Genomic DNA, 16,103 nt, shown 5'->3' with positions numbered 1-16,103 from the left:
CGCCCCTTCTGCGCGCCAAAACAAAACAGTATGCTTAATTGTCTAGACAACGATGGCAAGCTTCTAACTATGTTCTTTTCCTACTTACTCTGTGACGGTGTCATGCAGCAGGGGCACACCGAGCTGATTGAAAACTGGAAAAATAATGACAATAGCAAACTGTGGCTCGATATCGAATTTGACGAGCACAATATAAACCAGGCTAAACAATTGCTGGGCGAACTCGGTTGCGACGCCAAGCTCAGTGAAAATGTCTTTGTAAATCATCACCCGGCGCAGCTAGATCAATTTGAAGAGCAGCTTTTTCTCTCCTATCGCGGGGTCGGCCACGAAATTGGTCAACTGCGTTTTGAACATCAACAACTGGCATTTTTTATTAAAGAGCGCCTGTTAATCAGCCTGCACCGTCGCCCGAGCCAGGGCACAAACGCCGCGCGCAATTACCCAAGCCTTGCCGAAAAAATCGAGCACCCGCTTGAGCTCGCCCTTTTTATCATGCGCGCATCGTCACAGTATTATTTACAAAACCTGCTTAATTTTGAAGCCAGCCTCGAGGCTTATGAAGATGCCCACGAGCGCGGTGAAGGCGACCAGAGCTTGTCCGATATCGCCGCCCACCGCATTGCCCTGCTAAGGCTAAGACGTATTTTTAATTACAACAGGTTAATGCTGTCTGAGTTAAAAGAAGTCTACGCCGAGCTTGAGGCTAAAACAGCATCAACCAGCTACGCCCTAGAGGAGCTCGGCGACAGGTTTGAACACCTCTACGGTTTAAGCAACTTGTATTACGACATCTGCAGCAATCTAATTGAAGGGCATATTTCAATATCAACCCATCAGCAAAATATGTCTATGCGCTTATTAACGCTGATCACAACTATCTTTGTACCGCTTAGTTTTTTAACCGGCATCTACGGTATGAACTTTGATTACATGCCCGAGCTCAAACACCACTACGCCTATTTTTATCTGCTTGGCGCCATGCTTTGTTTAAGCTCGGGCCTGCTTGTGTTCTTTAAATTTAAGAAATGGTTTTAGTTATTGCTTAGTCTTGCTTTAACAGGCGGCTATTTAGGCTGTTTGCTGGAACTCTCTTCACGCAAGCGGCCTCGATATTTGTCCTTGGCCAGGGCCTGCATATCCGCGACCTGATCACTTTCATCGACAATTTCGCGCCCGAGCAGCGTTTCAATGGCGTCTTCAAGAGAGACCACCCCGGCGGTTTGACCAAATTCATCTTCAACCAGGGCCAGGTGAGCTTTTTGTTTAATCAACATATCGAGCAATTGCTGAACGGGCAGTTTTTCCGATACCCGCAATATGTCTTTCATAAGTGTTTGCAGGGCATCATTACCCTGGCCCGAACGCTCCGCATCATAGAGATCAGAGCGATTAACCATGCCGACAATATCGTCAACCCCGCCTGCAAAAACCGGCATGCGCGTAAACTGGCGTGTGCCCGGTTCATCCAATGCCTCGCTTACACTCAAGCTGCCATCGAGCATATGCACAACCGTTCTCGGCGTCAGGATCTGCTCAACTTTTATTTCGCGCAAGCTAAGCAGGTTCGATAAATACTCATTTTCCTGGCGAAACAGTGCACCTTCTTTGTGGCTTAACGAGGCCAGCGCAATAATTTCTTCGCGGGTAATTTCATTTTCCTGGCTGTGACTAAAAATCTTTGTCAAACCCGAAGACAGCCACACAAGCGGATACACCAGCTTCACCAGCCACGAAATAATATAGGCTGCCGGCATCGCCAGCTGACGCCAAAAAGTAGCGCCTAGGGTTTTAGGAATAATTTCAGATAAATATAAAATCGCCAGGGTCAGCAACACTGCGATGAGTGTTTCCCACTGCGGGCCAAAAACCTGCAAGGCCTGAGAACCAACTCCGGCGGCGCCCATGGTGTGGGCAAAGGTGTTGAGTATAAGGATGCTAGACAGCGACTCATCGAGCCGCTCTTTGACCTTTTTAAGCTTTTTTGCCCGGCGCGGATCGTCGGTCTGTGCGGCCTGCAAATAACTCGGCGTTACCGACAATAAAACTGCCTCAAGCACAGAACACAAAAAAGAAACGCCTATCGCCAGGCACAGGTAAAGAATCAATAAGGTCATAGTGTTTTTAGCTTAGTCCATCTCAAACAAGGGCCGGGTGCCCGCTGGCACTAGCAGACAAGCGTTCAAACGCTGCCGATATTGCCGGCTCAGAGCATAGCAGTTTGTGTTCATAGCTAGAAGCCAGATAAGCCTTGTTGTCGGCGAAACAAAGCAAAACCAAGCAGAACAAAAGTGCAGCCAACGCGGCGCCGACCTTGCTACAACAGAGATGATAAAAAGTTCAACTGCCCGGCGGCCTTTGCAAGGGTCGTTGACACCAGTCAAAGGCCGCTTGACCGACTTCGATAATCTACAGGAGAAAAATTTTAACCATCAAAATCTCAGGCAAAGATTATGAACGCAGCAACTTCTCAAGCTACCAAAAACAGGTGGCTCATCGCCGCGAGTGCGGTCGGTGTGCACGCCTCGATTGGTTCCGTTTACGCCTTTAGTGTCTTCAAAAAGCCCCTGGCCAAACTGCTCCCCGGTGTCAGCGACAACGAAATTGCATGGACCTTTAGTTTTGCGATTTTTTTCCTCGGCATCTCCGCGGCAATTATGGGGCACTTTGTTGAGAAACACGGCCCGCGCAAGTCGGGCATGCTCGCAGCATCATTTTTTGGCGGTGGTCTGCTGGTTGCCGGTCTCGGCGCGATGTTAGAAAACCTCTACATTATCTGGCTCGGCTACGGCGTGCTCGGCGGTATTGGCCTTGGCATTGGCTACATCACGCCCGTCAGTACTCTGGTTAAGTGGTTCCCGGACCGCCGCGGCCTGGCCACCGGCCTGGCGATCATGGGTTTTGGTTTTGGCGCCTTTTTTGGTGGCCCGCTGTTCCAGAAGCTGATGACAAGTTTTGGCCTGGCTTATTACGAGGTGGCCTCGCTCGCTGAAGCGGCATTGAACCCTGCGGTGGCAGCAAAAATTGCCGGCATCAGTGATGCCGCCGCGCAAAACCAGGCGATTGCCGCGATTGTTGCCGCCAAAGGCATCTACGCAAACTGGTTTATCATGGGTGTGATTTACCTCGTGGTTATGTTTGCCTCGGCTTCTTACCTCGAGCGCCCACCGCAAGGTTGGATGCCTGAAGGCATGAAAGATGCGATCGCATCCGGTAAAACTAAAAAAGTTGAAGACCTGACTCAACTGACTGCCAACGAGTCGATTAAAACCCTGCCGTTTTACGGCCTGTGGTTGATGATGTTTATCAATATCAGTTGCGGTATTGCGGTGATCTATTCGGCCTCGCCACTCGCCCAGGAAAGCATCGGCCTGACTGCAGGTGAAGCCGCTGCAGTGGTTGGTTTAATGAGTTTGTTTAACGGTCTCGGCCGCATCGGCTGGGCTTCGATGAGCGACGTACTCGGCCGCGCCAACACCTATATGACCTTCTTTATTATTCAGATTGTCGCGTTCTACCTGCTGCCGAATATCACTTCGGTGATTCTGTTCCAGGTTGTGTTGTACCTCATTCTGACCTGTTACGGCGGCGGTTTCGCCACCTTGCCGGCCTTTATCGGCGATTTGTTTGGCACCAAGCAACTCGGCGCCATCCACGGCTATGTGCTGACTGCCTGGGCGCTTGCCGGCCTTGCCGGCCCTCAGCTGGCGGCCTATGTGCGCACTGTCAGCGGCAGCTACGAGATGACTCTGTACATCTTCGCCGGGGTCTTTATTTTTGCGCTGATTACCTCGTTGCTGATGAAGGCCTACGTCAATCGCGCACGCAATGCGCTGGCAGCACAAACTGCATAATCTAAGCTTTGGCGCTGCGGCGCCAAACTAGAGAAAGCTCGAATAGAAACCCTGCCCCCCATCGTAAGCCCCATAGATGCGGGGCTTTTTTTATACAGAATTTAGTACCAGATTTAATAAAAAAGACAAAAAGCTGACATATTCGCCCAGCTTCCGCTCGATATATCGCCGCGTCTGCGCACACAAAAATATCAAAATAAAACTTAAAAAAAACAAGCTTGCTCACTGTGTTACGCAAGTCTACGCCAAGCGCCTTGGCGGTAGCGCAACAACACGACTAAATGAACACCCCAAAAGACAACAAGCGCACATTTTAAGCAGCGGAACAGGCTCAGACTTTATGCTTAAAATACATCGCCAGAGCCCATCAATACTCACTTCCCCTGTTGAACTTTAAGCAGCTCTGCGCTGGTCGCCGCGCCAATTTTTAGCGCAAGACGTCATATTCCTGACAGCCAAGCGAGCAACAAGCTTCGTAATATTAAGCGCTTACATAAAAATAAATATCGAGGATGAAATGAATACACGCCTTTTATGCAGCGCAATCGCTTTGAGCCTGAGCAGCGCCAGCTTTGCTTACGATTGGGACGGTTTGCCAGTACCCGCAGACGCCGGCGCCGGACAGAAGTGGGAACTGCACAGCCTCAGTGACGACTTTAACTACGACGCCCCCGCCGTCGGCAAAAGCACCACCTTTAACCAGCGCTGGAAAGAAGGTTTTGTCAACGCGTGGACGGGCCCCGGCCTGACCGAGTGGCACCCATATTACAGCTCAATGAGCGACGGCAAACTCAATATTGTCGCCGGCCGCAAGGAAGGCACCAACCAGGTTTACGCCGGCTCCATCACCTCACATGAAGCTCTGACTTACCCGCTCTATGTCGAAATCCGGGCCAAAATCAGCGACCTTGTGCTCGCCTCTGACGCTTGGCTGTTGAGCGCCGACAGCACTCAGGAAATCGACATCCTCGAGGCTTACGGCTCAAGTCGCCCCGGCCAGGAGTGGTTTGCCCAGCGCATCCACTTAAGTCACCACGTGTTTGTGCGCGAGCCTTTTCAGGACTATCAACCCAGCGACAATGACGAGTTCTCCTACGGCGGCGACAAAGACCTAACCTGGTATGCCGACGGCAAAGGCACGGTGTGGCGCGACGACTGGCACACCATCGGCGTGCACTGGATAGACCCGTGGAACCTCGAATACTACATCGATGGCGAACTTGTTCGCATCACCCGCCCCGAAGAGATAGACCCGCGCGGCTACACCAGCGGTACCGGGCTCAACAAACCTATGCACCTGATCTTCAACACCGAGGACCAAAACTGGCGCTCGGACGCGGGCATCACGCCAAGCGATGCCGAGCTTGCAAACCCTGCGCAAAATACCTATTACGTCGACTGGGTTCGCATCTACAAACCTGTCAGCGACAACAGCGGTGGCACCCCGAGCCCGTCGCCATCCGCCTCGCCGAGCCCTGCGCCAGGCACAAGCGTGACAACAGAAATGGCGCACTTTATCAACACCGGTAAACAAGGCAGTGCCATCAGCGGCGATGACTTTATTGGTTTTAATGCCAACGGCATCGACAACATCAATTACAACACCGTCGGCGACTGGGCAGACTACAGCGTGAGCTTAAGTGAAGACGGCGAATACGCCATTGAACTTGTCACCGCATCGCCCATTAACGGTGGCATAGGCGCCGAAGTCAGCATCAACGATATCTATATTGCATCAGCTGAATTAAGCAATACCGGTGGCTGGGAAAGCTACCAGAGCCACCGCCTCGACAACACGGTAACGCTCAGTGCCGGTACACACAGTGTGCGAGTGCAAAGTGCCGGCAGCAGCGCCTGGCAGTGGAACGGCGATGAAATTCGCTTTATTAAAGTTGGCGATGCGGCGCCAGCCCCCAGCCCCTCTCCGTCGGCCAGCCCCGAGCCGTCACCGAGCCCAAGCACACCGCCTGTCGGCCCCGGTGTAGAGATTGTTGTTGAAGCAGAGTCCTATACCGCAATGAGCGGCCTGGACACTCAGACCTGGTGGGGAACAACAAGCTTCCTCGGCAACAACCAAACTGGCGACTGGGCCGAGTTTGAAGTCGAGTTCCCCGCTACCGGCAGCTATACACTTAGCGCTTTTGCCTCAACCAACGAAAATGACGGCGACGCCAATATGGCGGTTTATATTGACGGCCAACTTGTCGCGCAAAGCCCCATACTTGGCAGCAGCTGGAATGAGTTTAACGAAACCAGTGTTGGCTCTGGGCTAAATATTAGCGCCGGTAAACATACCGTACGTGTTGAAAGCACAGGCTCGACCTATATCTGGCAGTGGTACTTAGACAAACTCAGCTTTAGCAGCAACTGAGTTTTAAATCACCGTTATAGTAAGCAGAACGAGGGTCTTAAGGCCCTCGTTATTCCCAGCGAAGACCAAACGCCTGTTTAACTAAACAAAATAATCTTGTTCTTATTTACAAAGCTTATATCCCCACCAGAGCTTCAACAAAACAGAGGCCCGGGAAAGTAGTAAGCACTCACAATGATGCATTGAAACAAATCAACAAACAAAGTTTTAAACGCCACAGCCCTCGCATTCTGCCAAAAACCGTCTATATAATACCCGCTTTGTATTCTTAATCGACAGACAAATAACGATGATAAAAAGCAAATTTGCCCTTGCCGTAATGCTGGCCAGCAGCCCTGTGCTCGCCGCAGATTGGGACGATATCCCCGTGCCCGCCGATGCCGGAGAAGGCATGGAGTGGCAGCTTCAAAATCAAAGTGATGATTTTAACTACGAAATGCCCGCTGGCGGCTCCTACCCGGATTTTGATGCCCGCTGGACCTTTGGTTATCACAACCCGTGGATAGGCCCTGGCCTAACCATCTGGGATAAAGATCATGTCGAAGTCACCGGTGGCAACTTGCGCATTACTGCCAGCCGCGCTCCGGAGTCTGCCGTCAACGATATCTGGGACGGCTATACCAACAAAATAAACAATGCCAGCCACCTTCTGTACATGGGCAGTATCACCTCAGCGGAGCACATTGCCTACCCGGTGTATATGGAAGCACGCGCAAAGCTCAGCGATACCGTGCTCGCCAGCACCTTTTGGTTTCTGAGCGACAACGACACCAAAGAAATCGACACCATCGAGGCCTATGGTGGTGCGGGGGTTGATCGCGATGGCGACGGCAACGTTGATATCGGCGCATGGACAGCCGGTGCACTGCACCTTAGCAACCACACATTTATTCGCGACCCGCTTACCGACTACCAGCCCGGTGCCGGTGAAGGCGTCGACGTTCAGGGCACCTGGTACAGAGAAGACGGGCGCGCAAGCTGGGTTTCAGAATTTGTAACCGTTGGCACCTACTGGAAGAGCCCTTTCCACCTTGAATATTATGTCAACGGCAAACTCGTGCGCATTATCAGCTACGATAGCAGCGCTGAAGACCCGAGCCGCGCTGGCTACTCCTACTACCTCGACGGCTCGGGTACTCCGCGCGAACAGTACTTCGACTACAACCCAATGGACAAACCCAACCACACCAATGGCGCCGGGCTCGATGAAAGCATGAACGTGCTTATCAGCCTCGAAGATCAGGATTGGCGAGCGTTTGCCGGTGCAACAAACGACGGTAGCGGCCCCATTGTGAACCCGGAGACAGCTCTGACACCATCGGACTACGACCTCGCCAAAGAAGGTGCTGAGTACCTTGTCGATTGGGTACGCTTTTACAAACCCGTAGCGACTTCCTCGCCAGAGCCGAGCCCAAGCCCATCGCCAAGTCCAAGCCCATCGCCGAGCCCAAGCCCATCGCCAAGTCCTAGCCCATCACCAAGCCCAACGGTTAGCCCGAGCACATCGCCAAGCCCGATAGCCAGTGCAAGCCCTAGCCCATCAGCTACTCCGACACCGGATAGTGGTGACGACTCGGACGATAAAGACAGCGGCGGCGGCAGTGGTTCAGGCCCTCTGTTACTATTACTGGCGTCTCTACTAGGGCTCAGAACACGCAAACTGCGCAGCTAATAGACCTAACTGACGCTAGCTCAGCCCTGTTTTCCCAGGGCTGAGTATACTTCTAAGCTTGCTTTTGGCGCTCGGCAGTAAACCGCGAAACACACATCAAGCTGCTAAAAAGCATACGCGCTCTCGCTATAAAGCCTAAGTTCAACACGCTAAACTCTGTGCTGCAGATAGCTGTCAATTTATTTAAACAGACTAGCTTCTTCAGATAACGGCAATATCAACAACGCAGCAGAGATAAGCAGCACATGACTAACCCTACGCGCGAACAGCTCCGCAAGCGCTTACTTAACAATAAATTTATCGCCATTATTCGCTGTACTGAGCAGCGGCAAGTCGCATCGATTGTTGCCAACCTTGCCCATGCGGGCGTTCAGGCGCTCGAAATCACCAGTAATACACCGGGCTGGCAGCAGGAAATTCACAATGCGCGCGCTGCGCACCCCGAGCTGCTTGTCGGCGCGGGCACGGTGCGCACGGCCGCGCTCGCCAAAGAAGCCGCCAGCGCAGGCGCTCAGTTTTTAGTCACCCCCAATACCAATAAAGACGTTGTTGATGTCGCACACAGCAATAACTTGCCAGTGTTAATGGGTGCGCTGACGCCAACCGAGGTCGCCGACGCCGTCGACTATGGCGCAGATATCGTCAAACTGTTTCCAACCGAAGTATTTGGTATTGCCTACTTTCAATCCTTGCTCGGCCCGTTTAACGACGTCGCTATCATGGCCGTCGACAATATGAGCCCCGAGCGCATGACACAGTGGCTCAAAGCCGGCGCTGCGGGTGTTGCCGTTGGCAACTGCCTGGCTTATGCGTGCACAAACGAAAGCGAGCTTAAACAACAGCAAAAGTTAGCCCAAGATTATCTAAGCAGGTTATAAACCTTAGCTTTCTAATACCAAAATCAAACATTTGTTTGTTTTTACGAAAAAAGGTTAATTTTTGTGCCACATCTTCTAATACTTTGGTATATTAGTGCATCCACTAATCTCGAACGGGCCTAAATTAGTAGTGCTTTAGGGCTTAGCCCCGCTACCGGTTTTAGCTCGGCATGGACGCCTCATCCTAAAAATTGCAGTATTAGAATAGGTATAAGCATGACTACCCAAGACTCACGCTACTCATGGTTAGCGCGCAGCCTTCTGTGCGCCACAATCACAACCCTTGTTGCCTGTGGCGGCGGCGATGATGATTCCGACCCGGAATCATCACCAAGCCCTAGCCCAGTTGTTAGTTCTTCACCTGAAGCCAGCCCTTCACCTGAAGCCAGCCCTTCACCTGAAGTTAGTCCTTCACCTGAAGTTAGTCCTTCACCTGAAGCCAGTCCTTCACCTGAAGCCAGTCCTTCGCCTGAAGCCAGTCCTTCACCTGAAGCCAGTCCTTCACCTGAAGCCAGTCCTTCGCCTGAAGTTAGTCCTTCGCCTGCTGTGGATAACGAAGTTGCTGTTCCCGATGCAAGTTTTGAAAGCGGCGACTTTGCAACAAGTGAATGGAGCACTGCCGACGCTGCACAGATTTCTATGGACGCGAAGTACGTTACCGACCAGGTTTACGGCGTAGCAATGGGCCCAAGTAACGCAACCATCAGCGTTACGCTGCCACAAGACGCACTTGCCTCAGGTAAAAACTACGCCATTAGTTTTGAAGCGGCTGCGCCAGACTCTGACAAATATTCTGAGTGGCAGTGGTGGAATGTCTACGTTGAACAAGGTGGCAGCAAAATTAGTGACGCGTGGTATCCAAACCGCGGAGCAACAACCGGCTTCCACACCGTATCGGCATTCTTTCTTGCCGGTGACGAAGTAACTGGCGCCAGTGATGTCAGCCTGAATATTTTCGGTGTCGCCGGTGGCGCTGTCGACAATGTTCGTATTGTCAGCTATGACCCTGCTAGCGACTCGTTGTTATACAGCGATTTTGAAGACGGAGAACTAGGCGGCTGGACCAGCACCGGTCAGGATGACAGCAGCACAGCCATTGTTGAGGTTCGCGCCGAAGCCGCAAACGCCGGCACTTACGGGCTCTACATCAATACTGCAGGCAAAACCGCCGAGACACTTGTACGCGTTGATCGCGAACTCGCACCCGGCGCAATTAAAGCAGGTAAACGCTATGGCCTGAGTTTTAACTATCAGTGCCCTGCTGGTGATTGTGGTGCGACTGTTTTTGAAGCGGCGATTGTTAGCGGTGACGGCTTAGTCAGTGTAGGCAATGGCCGACACAAAACCGCTCCTATTGAGAGTAACGGCGACTCACCTCTGGCCAACGGCAGCTGGGCAGGCGTTAACTTGATCTTTGATATCGACAACGAAAGTAGCGCCGACTACGACTGGGACAGTAACGCCAGCTATCTGCGTATTATTCAACACGACTGGAACGGTGAAAACGCTTACTACATCGACAATATCTATTTGTTTGAGATTCAGTAAGTATTAAGCACCTTAAAATAAAAAGCCGGCTTCATGCCGGCTTTTTATTGTGCGTAAGATAGCAACAAACAAACTTAGGCTAGTAAAAACCGCGTTAATAAACGCGCAACCAAATCGGGCTTTTCTGCGTGCAGCCAGTGGCCGGTATTGCTAACCACTTTTAATTCTGCCTTGGGAAAGCGCTTTAAGATCGCCTCTTTGTATTCGGCCTTAATATAGTCACTGTTCTCGGCCTTTAAAAACAGCACTGGTTTATCGATACATAGTTCGCTATTGGCTTTTATAAGATCGGCGTAGTGTTTATGGATTGCACTTACATGCATGCGCCATTGAAACTTACCGTCAGCCGTTTTTTGCAGGTTTTTTAATAAAAAGCTGCGCACGGCGGGCTCGGGCACACGCTGCTGCAATATACGATCAGCCTCTACCCGGCTGCTGATGCTCTCCAGATCAATCGCAAGCAAACCGGCAAAAACATCTTCGTGGCGGTGGCCATAGGCAACCGGAGCGATGTCAGCAACGGCCAATTTTACGACACACTCCGGGTGAGACAGCGCAAGCTCCATCGCTGCCTTGCCGCCCAAGCTGTGCCCGACAAAATGCGCCTGTGGCAAATCGACACGCTGCATCCAGTTTTTGATTGCTTCGGCCATCGAGTGCAAATCAAAGTTGTCGATATGTTCCGAGCGGCCGTGATTTGGCAAGTCGATGGAATAAACTTTAAATTGCTCGCTGAGCAACTTGGCCAGCGCGCCAAGGTTTTCACGCGAGCCAAACAAGCCGTGGATAAGCACCACAGGCTCACCGTGGCCGCGAACACTGTAATCTATGCCCATAAAAATTATTCGGACTTCGGCGCCATACCAGGAACAGGAAACGGCGTGACTTTGTTGCCGTCTTTCACATCAACAACTTTACCGGAGCCCTCTTTTTCAACTTCGTCAATGCGCACAATGCTGTGCAACGGAATATAAGAGCGCTTTACCCCGGCAAACTCGTTTTTGAGTTTTTCTTCGCCCGGGTCCACCACCAACTGGGCTTTTTCACCAAAGACAAACTCTTCAACTTCAATAAAACCGTACATCTCACTCTGGTAGATAGCACGGCAATACACTTCGTAAACTTGGTTTTGGTTGTAGAACACAACCTTATAGGTTGGCGTCAAGGCCATAAAACATCTCACGTGCGGCTGATTATCACCTAGCCACAATGGGGGCAAATTGGCAATAATCAAGCCCCGCAGCGCAATTCGCGCCGCGCTCAACACTCTTGGCCTGTAATGAAAGGCAAGAGCAGTGCGATACCCAAGGCGCTAGTACAGAGTGAACGCTTAGGAGCTCGCGCCGCTCGGGCCTAAATACTTGCTTAAATCCAGCGCCCGCATGGGCCCCGCACCGAGAGGCCGCAACTCAGACGGAGCCAGCTTCACGGTGGCTGAAGCATTTACCGACAAAGCAAGCCCAATACCAGATGCTAAAACTTCAGCATTCTTGCGCAAAAAAGCGCGGCGTGTGTACAAAAAATATTCACATTTACGCATAGTTACCTCAACTGTTCTTTAGAATCCTTGCCGCCAAACCGGGGAACACGCGGTGGATAAGTCTAAGTGCGCGTGCCTTGCCAACAAAAACCTGCCTGCGCCCCCGACCAAGCTGGGCAACGATGTCCTCAGCACAGCTTTCAGCACTGATAGTCTTTGCTTCGCGCCCGGCGGTCATTGAAGTATCAACCAGCGGCGGGTAGATAACCGCAACGGCAACATTGCTGCCCTCCAACTGATACGCCAAAGCGCGGCTGAAACTCGAGATAGCAGCTTTACTAGCACAGTAAACAGGGGCGCTGCGCTTGGGCGTCAAAGCCAAACACGAGCTGACATTGACAATTAAAGCGCGCTCAGATTTTTTTAATAAGGGTAAAAACTTGTCGCACATCTGCAACTGTGCGCATAGATTGATCTGCAGCTCTTGCTCTATTTGCTGAGTGAGCTCATCGCCAGCAGTGCCAATCTCAACCGCGTATTGAACACCGGCATTGTTAAACAGCGCATCCAGCGTCTCACCACTGCGTAAAATTTCATTAAAGATTCTCTGCCGGTGCTCTGCCAAGCAAATATCTGCCTGCACAACATGTAGCTGCGGGTACTGATCTTGTAGCTCTACCAGCGTAGAAACATCGCGAGCACAGGTAAAAACGCTCGCGCCTTGATTTAACAAGTTCACTACCAACGCACGGCCGATGCCCGAACTGCCACCACTTATCAACACACGCTTGTTGTTAAAATCCATTGTTCATTCGCCTTAATCTGCCAAAATTGCCTCGGCGACTAAACGCCCAGAAAGCGCTGCCGCACCGGCGTGATCTCCGGGCGGCCACACGCTGTGCCCGGCACACCACAGTTTCGCTTCGGCATCGTGCTGCCTAACCTTGTCGATACCAATACTCGGCATAACCCGGCTACTCATCTTGTGCTCTTCAGCAAAATCCGCAGCGCTGAACAGCTGCTGGTAAATCAGACTTTTTTTCACTCCTGGCAGTAACTGCTCCAGATGCTGATCGATATAGTCCAAATAAAAGTCGCGACATTGCTGGTTTGGCTGCTCTTGCCCCCGGGGAAAATAAAAAAAACAATTTAAGCTGTAGTGATCTGCTTTTGCATCTAAGTCACTTTTAAAAATATGAAAAGCAAAATCTGTGGGCAACAGACCCTGATCAATTTTTTCGGCCCACTGCTCAGCACACTCTGGATAGTGAATAAGGGTGTGTACCCCTTCGGGGAATTTGTAGCGCTTGTCGACCACAAGTAACAACATACTTAGCGCCACACCGCGTTTTACTCCACAAGGAGCCGGCCGCTCACGTGTATCGACAAGTTTGTCTGCGAGAATTTTGCGGCCGCTGGCTAGCTGCAGTGTGTGCCCGCCATCACAGGAATCCAGCTTATCAACGGCGTCAGCTAACACCAGTTCACCGCCGGCCTGTACAAACGCCTCGGCAATGGCATCGGCCATTTTCTGTGGCCCGCCAACCGGGCAGGCGGGCTTGGCGTAGTTGTAACCAAATTTTTTATCATACAAAGCGTAACTGTTTGCCAAGTCGTACGGAGCAACCCCCATCAGATACGCAGGCAACTCCACTAAATCGCGCACAGGCCCCGGCTTTAAAAAACGCTGGGCAAAACTTTGAAGATTACCTGTTTGAAGCCCCATGTTCGCTCTAACAATGCCCCAGATAAACGCCAAAAACTGCAGTGGCTGGCGGCCAAGTAACTTAGCTAAAAGCCCGGGCCCCGGCGGCAGCTGTATCGTTAGCTGCTTTTTAGTCGGTTTTTGATCGCGGTAAAACACCTGGGTTTTCTTGCTTTCAAACTCACAGTTCACACCGAGCTCATTGAGCTCTTCAACCAAACCCCAGCCAAAATCGTTGCATGCAATGGTAAATTCATAACCGTCCCGAAAAAAGGTGCCACACAAGCCGCCTACGCGCTGTGCTTTTTCAACCAGCAGCACATCACAACCGCTCTTTTGTAGACGCAAAGCGCAGATAAGACCGGCCAAGCCGGCGCCAATAACGACTGTTTTCATGCGTAAGCTCGCTCGCTGTTAAGACTGGATTGTTTGTTCTTTTTTTGGTCTTTTTTCTGTTGCTGCTTCTGTTTCTTTTGTTGGGCAAAAGTTTTCGCTAGCTTTTCAGCTGAACGCAGTGCCAGAGCGTGAATCGTAAGCGTTGGATTTACCGAGCTTCCAGAAACAAACAGCGAAGCACCGCCAACCCATAAGTTGTTTAAGCCGTGCACCCTGCCCCATTTATCCGTCGCAGATTGTGATGGGGAGTTACCCATGCGCATGCCCCCCATCGGATGTGCTTCAAACTCACGCGAAACATGTACATCACCAGCGCCTGCTTCAGTCATCACATCGGCCATCGCCTGTCTGGCATCGGCAAGTGCAAGCAGGTCATTTTCCAGGTAGTCATACTCTACTTTCGCTTGTGGCAGCCCATAACTATCCAAGCTTTGGCCGAGGCGAATACGATTGTGTTCAGCGGGAAGCCCTTCAATAAACGACACCATAAATAAGGCTCTGTTAAAGCGCGACATTTTTTCCTGAAGCTCCGGCCCCTGGAAGTGCTCAAGCGGGTCAATCGCAGCAACACCTGCGCCGGCACCATTTAGTGACAGCAGGGTAAAACCACCAACGTAGTTTTTATCGCGCCCCTGATTACACGGGTCAAGGCTCATAATATTGCCCATATTATGGCCTGTGCTAGCACGCAAATCCTGTTCGGTAAAACCCAAACCGACAACACCTAAATGGCAAAAGAAGTGACGGCCGACTTGATCAAATTTATTCCCAATGCCATTGGGGTGGGCATCGTTAGCAGAATTTAATAACAAGCGCGTGGTTTCAAACGGGTTATTACACAGTACAACGTGCTCAGCCGAAACCTTCAACTCTTCACCACTTTGATCGTCAACAAAACGCAAAGCAGTAATTTGTTTGCCGTCACCACTTGTTAACAGTTCAACAACCGTACACTCGTAGGCCAAATCGAGAAAACCGCTCGCCAGGGCCGGCTCGATTAATACCTTATCGGCTTGATATTTAGCGTCAACACGACAACCAGAACGGCAAAAGCCACAGTGCAAACATTCCGATGCGTTGTTGTAAGGCCTGGAATTTGTTGCAATTCGCCCGGGCGCCCAGCGATAACCGAGCTTATCAAAGCCTGTTTTTAGCTGATTTGAACCGGGGTAAAAATCCAAAGCGGGATTGGGAGGAAGCGCTGCATTTGGCTGATCCCAAACTGTGGCAGTGCCCGAAACGCCCATATGAAGCTCGGCCTGCTGATAATAAAGATCCAGATCTTTTAGCGAAATGGGCCAGTTTGTCACCGAGCTTTGCGCAGGAACTTTCCAATGTTTTTTAAAGTGAAAATCGCGCTCAAAAAAACGCAGTGCAACAGCCGTCCACGCAAGTGTTCCTCCGCCAACAGCTCGGCCCAAATTAGGTGTCGCACGAAACGCATCACCTTCGACTTCGTAGCTGCTGCTATCCCAGAGGTGATTAAATATGCCAAGCTCGTTCTCAATAAAATCATCGCGATGATTTTTAAAAAACGGACCTTTTTCTATCGCCAACACTCGCAAACCGCTTTCAGTCAAACGCTGAATATAGGCTGCGCCCGCAGCGCCTGCGCCAACAACTACAACGTCGTAGTGCGATTGAATTTTCGAAGTAAAGCCCATAATAATAATGCCTATATATCCCTATGCTTGTATACAAAAATACCTGTATACCCAAATATCTATACGCCTGAGCACAAATACCAATATCGCAATTCACGATTACTGAAGCTGGCGTTTTCACTTAAGCAAACGCGGAAAGCCCGCCGTTGTCTATGCTTGGCCCGGGAAAACCAAGTTCGCTATAAACCGGCGGCAACGCGTAATAATTAAGCACCAATAGCTTTCGCATCGGCTCCCAAAAGTCGCTGAGCTCTTCGGACTGAGCAATAAGCGAAACAAAATGAACCGCTTGATCGTCGCTCAGATCAACAAGCCTTGCACCGAGTAAGTCAAGTGCAAGCCCGTCGACATATAACAAACTCTGCTCAAAGATTTCGCGCTGGCCGGAATCCCATTGCACAACAACATCGGCAATCATTTGTGTCACAGGTAATTGATGTGCACCGGGAATGGAGCCGGTCTGAGGCAATAAGCCTTGTGCTAACGCAGAAATAATTAATGTGTGCTGCTCTTGTAGTGGCTGTTGCATAAGTGC

The 16,103-nt window shown here is 51.1% G+C and carries 13 protein-coding genes; 6 read left to right on the top strand and 7 right to left on the bottom strand.

Features of this window, described 5'->3' with window-relative positions:
• Positions 1–30 precede the first annotated feature (30 nt).
• Entirely contained in the window at positions 31–1,038 is a 1,008-nt protein-coding gene (locus CFK45_RS15890) for a magnesium transporter CorA family protein (RefSeq protein ID WP_096087433.1), read from the top strand.
• A gap of 29 nt (positions 1,039–1,067) precedes the next feature.
• Here CFK45_RS15890 and CFK45_RS15885 read toward each other — a convergent pair whose 3' ends face one another.
• Entirely contained in the window at positions 1,068–2,117 is a 1,050-nt protein-coding gene (locus CFK45_RS15885) for a hemolysin family protein (RefSeq protein WP_096087432.1), read from the bottom strand.
• 336 nt (positions 2,118–2,453) lie between these two features.
• Between CFK45_RS15885 and CFK45_RS15875 the strand changes: the two genes are divergently transcribed.
• From CFK45_RS15875 to CFK45_RS18595, 5 genes are all read left to right on the top strand, one after another.
• Positions 2,454–3,854, top strand: coding sequence for an OFA family MFS transporter (locus CFK45_RS15875; RefSeq protein WP_096087430.1), 1,401 nt, complete (start codon positions 2,454–2,456; stop codon positions 3,852–3,854).
• 517 nt (positions 3,855–4,371) lie between these two features.
• The gene (locus CFK45_RS15865) at positions 4,372–6,225 is read left to right on the top strand and encodes a carbohydrate-binding protein (RefSeq protein ID WP_096087428.1); all 1,854 of its coding nucleotides are present in this window, start codon (positions 4,372–4,374) and stop codon (positions 6,223–6,225) included.
• A gap of 289 nt (positions 6,226–6,514) precedes the next feature.
• Complete coding sequence (locus CFK45_RS18770) at positions 6,515–7,897, top strand: LamG domain-containing protein (protein ID WP_096087427.1); 1,383 nt, start codon at positions 6,515–6,517, stop codon at positions 7,895–7,897.
• A gap of 245 nt (positions 7,898–8,142) precedes the next feature.
• Positions 8,143–8,775, top strand: coding sequence for a bifunctional 4-hydroxy-2-oxoglutarate aldolase/2-dehydro-3-deoxy-phosphogluconate aldolase (locus CFK45_RS15855; RefSeq protein ID WP_096087426.1), 633 nt, complete (start codon positions 8,143–8,145; stop codon positions 8,773–8,775).
• A 216-nt stretch (positions 8,776–8,991) separates the two neighbouring features.
• Positions 8,992–10,323 (top strand): hypothetical protein, encoded by a 1,332-nt coding sequence (locus tag CFK45_RS18595; protein ID WP_192870770.1) that lies wholly within the window; start codon positions 8,992–8,994, stop codon positions 10,321–10,323.
• 74 nt (positions 10,324–10,397) lie between these two features.
• Here CFK45_RS18595 and CFK45_RS15845 read toward each other — a convergent pair whose 3' ends face one another.
• From CFK45_RS15845 to CFK45_RS15815, 6 genes are all read right to left on the bottom strand, one after another.
• Entirely contained in the window at positions 10,398–11,159 is a 762-nt protein-coding gene (locus CFK45_RS15845; protein WP_096087425.1) for an alpha/beta fold hydrolase, read from the bottom strand.
• A gap of 5 nt (positions 11,160–11,164) precedes the next feature.
• A complete protein-coding gene (locus tag CFK45_RS15840; protein ID WP_096087453.1) occupies positions 11,165–11,494 on the bottom strand; it encodes a DUF1820 family protein in 330 nt (109 codons plus the stop codon).
• Between the two features lie 376 nt (positions 11,495–11,870).
• Complete coding sequence (locus CFK45_RS15830) at positions 11,871–12,608, bottom strand: SDR family oxidoreductase (protein WP_096087423.1); 738 nt, start codon at positions 12,606–12,608, stop codon at positions 11,871–11,873.
• A 12-nt stretch (positions 12,609–12,620) separates the two neighbouring features.
• Complete coding sequence (locus CFK45_RS15825; RefSeq protein WP_096087422.1) at positions 12,621–13,904, bottom strand: phytoene desaturase family protein; 1,284 nt, start codon at positions 13,902–13,904, stop codon at positions 12,621–12,623.
• Positions 13,901–15,568, bottom strand: a complete 1,668-nt coding sequence (locus tag CFK45_RS15820) for a GMC oxidoreductase (RefSeq protein ID WP_096087421.1) — start codon at positions 15,566–15,568, stop codon at positions 13,901–13,903. The genes CFK45_RS15825 and CFK45_RS15820 overlap by 4 nt, the downstream gene beginning before the upstream one ends.
• 121 nt (positions 15,569–15,689) lie before the next feature.
• Positions 15,690–16,097 carry a gluconate 2-dehydrogenase subunit 3 family protein gene (locus tag CFK45_RS15815; protein ID WP_096087420.1) on the bottom strand — a complete coding sequence of 136 codons (408 nt, stop codon included), beginning with the start codon at positions 16,095–16,097 and terminating at the stop codon, positions 15,690–15,692.
• Positions 16,098–16,103: the final 6 nt, after the last annotated feature.

It is taken from the genome of Agaribacterium haliotis (assembly GCF_002312815.1).
GTDB classification, from domain to species: domain Bacteria; phylum Pseudomonadota; class Gammaproteobacteria; order Pseudomonadales; family Cellvibrionaceae; genus Agaribacterium; species Agaribacterium haliotis.
The sequence above is the reverse complement of the archived record's forward strand: the minus strand, read 5'-3'. Positions and strand labels throughout refer to the sequence as shown.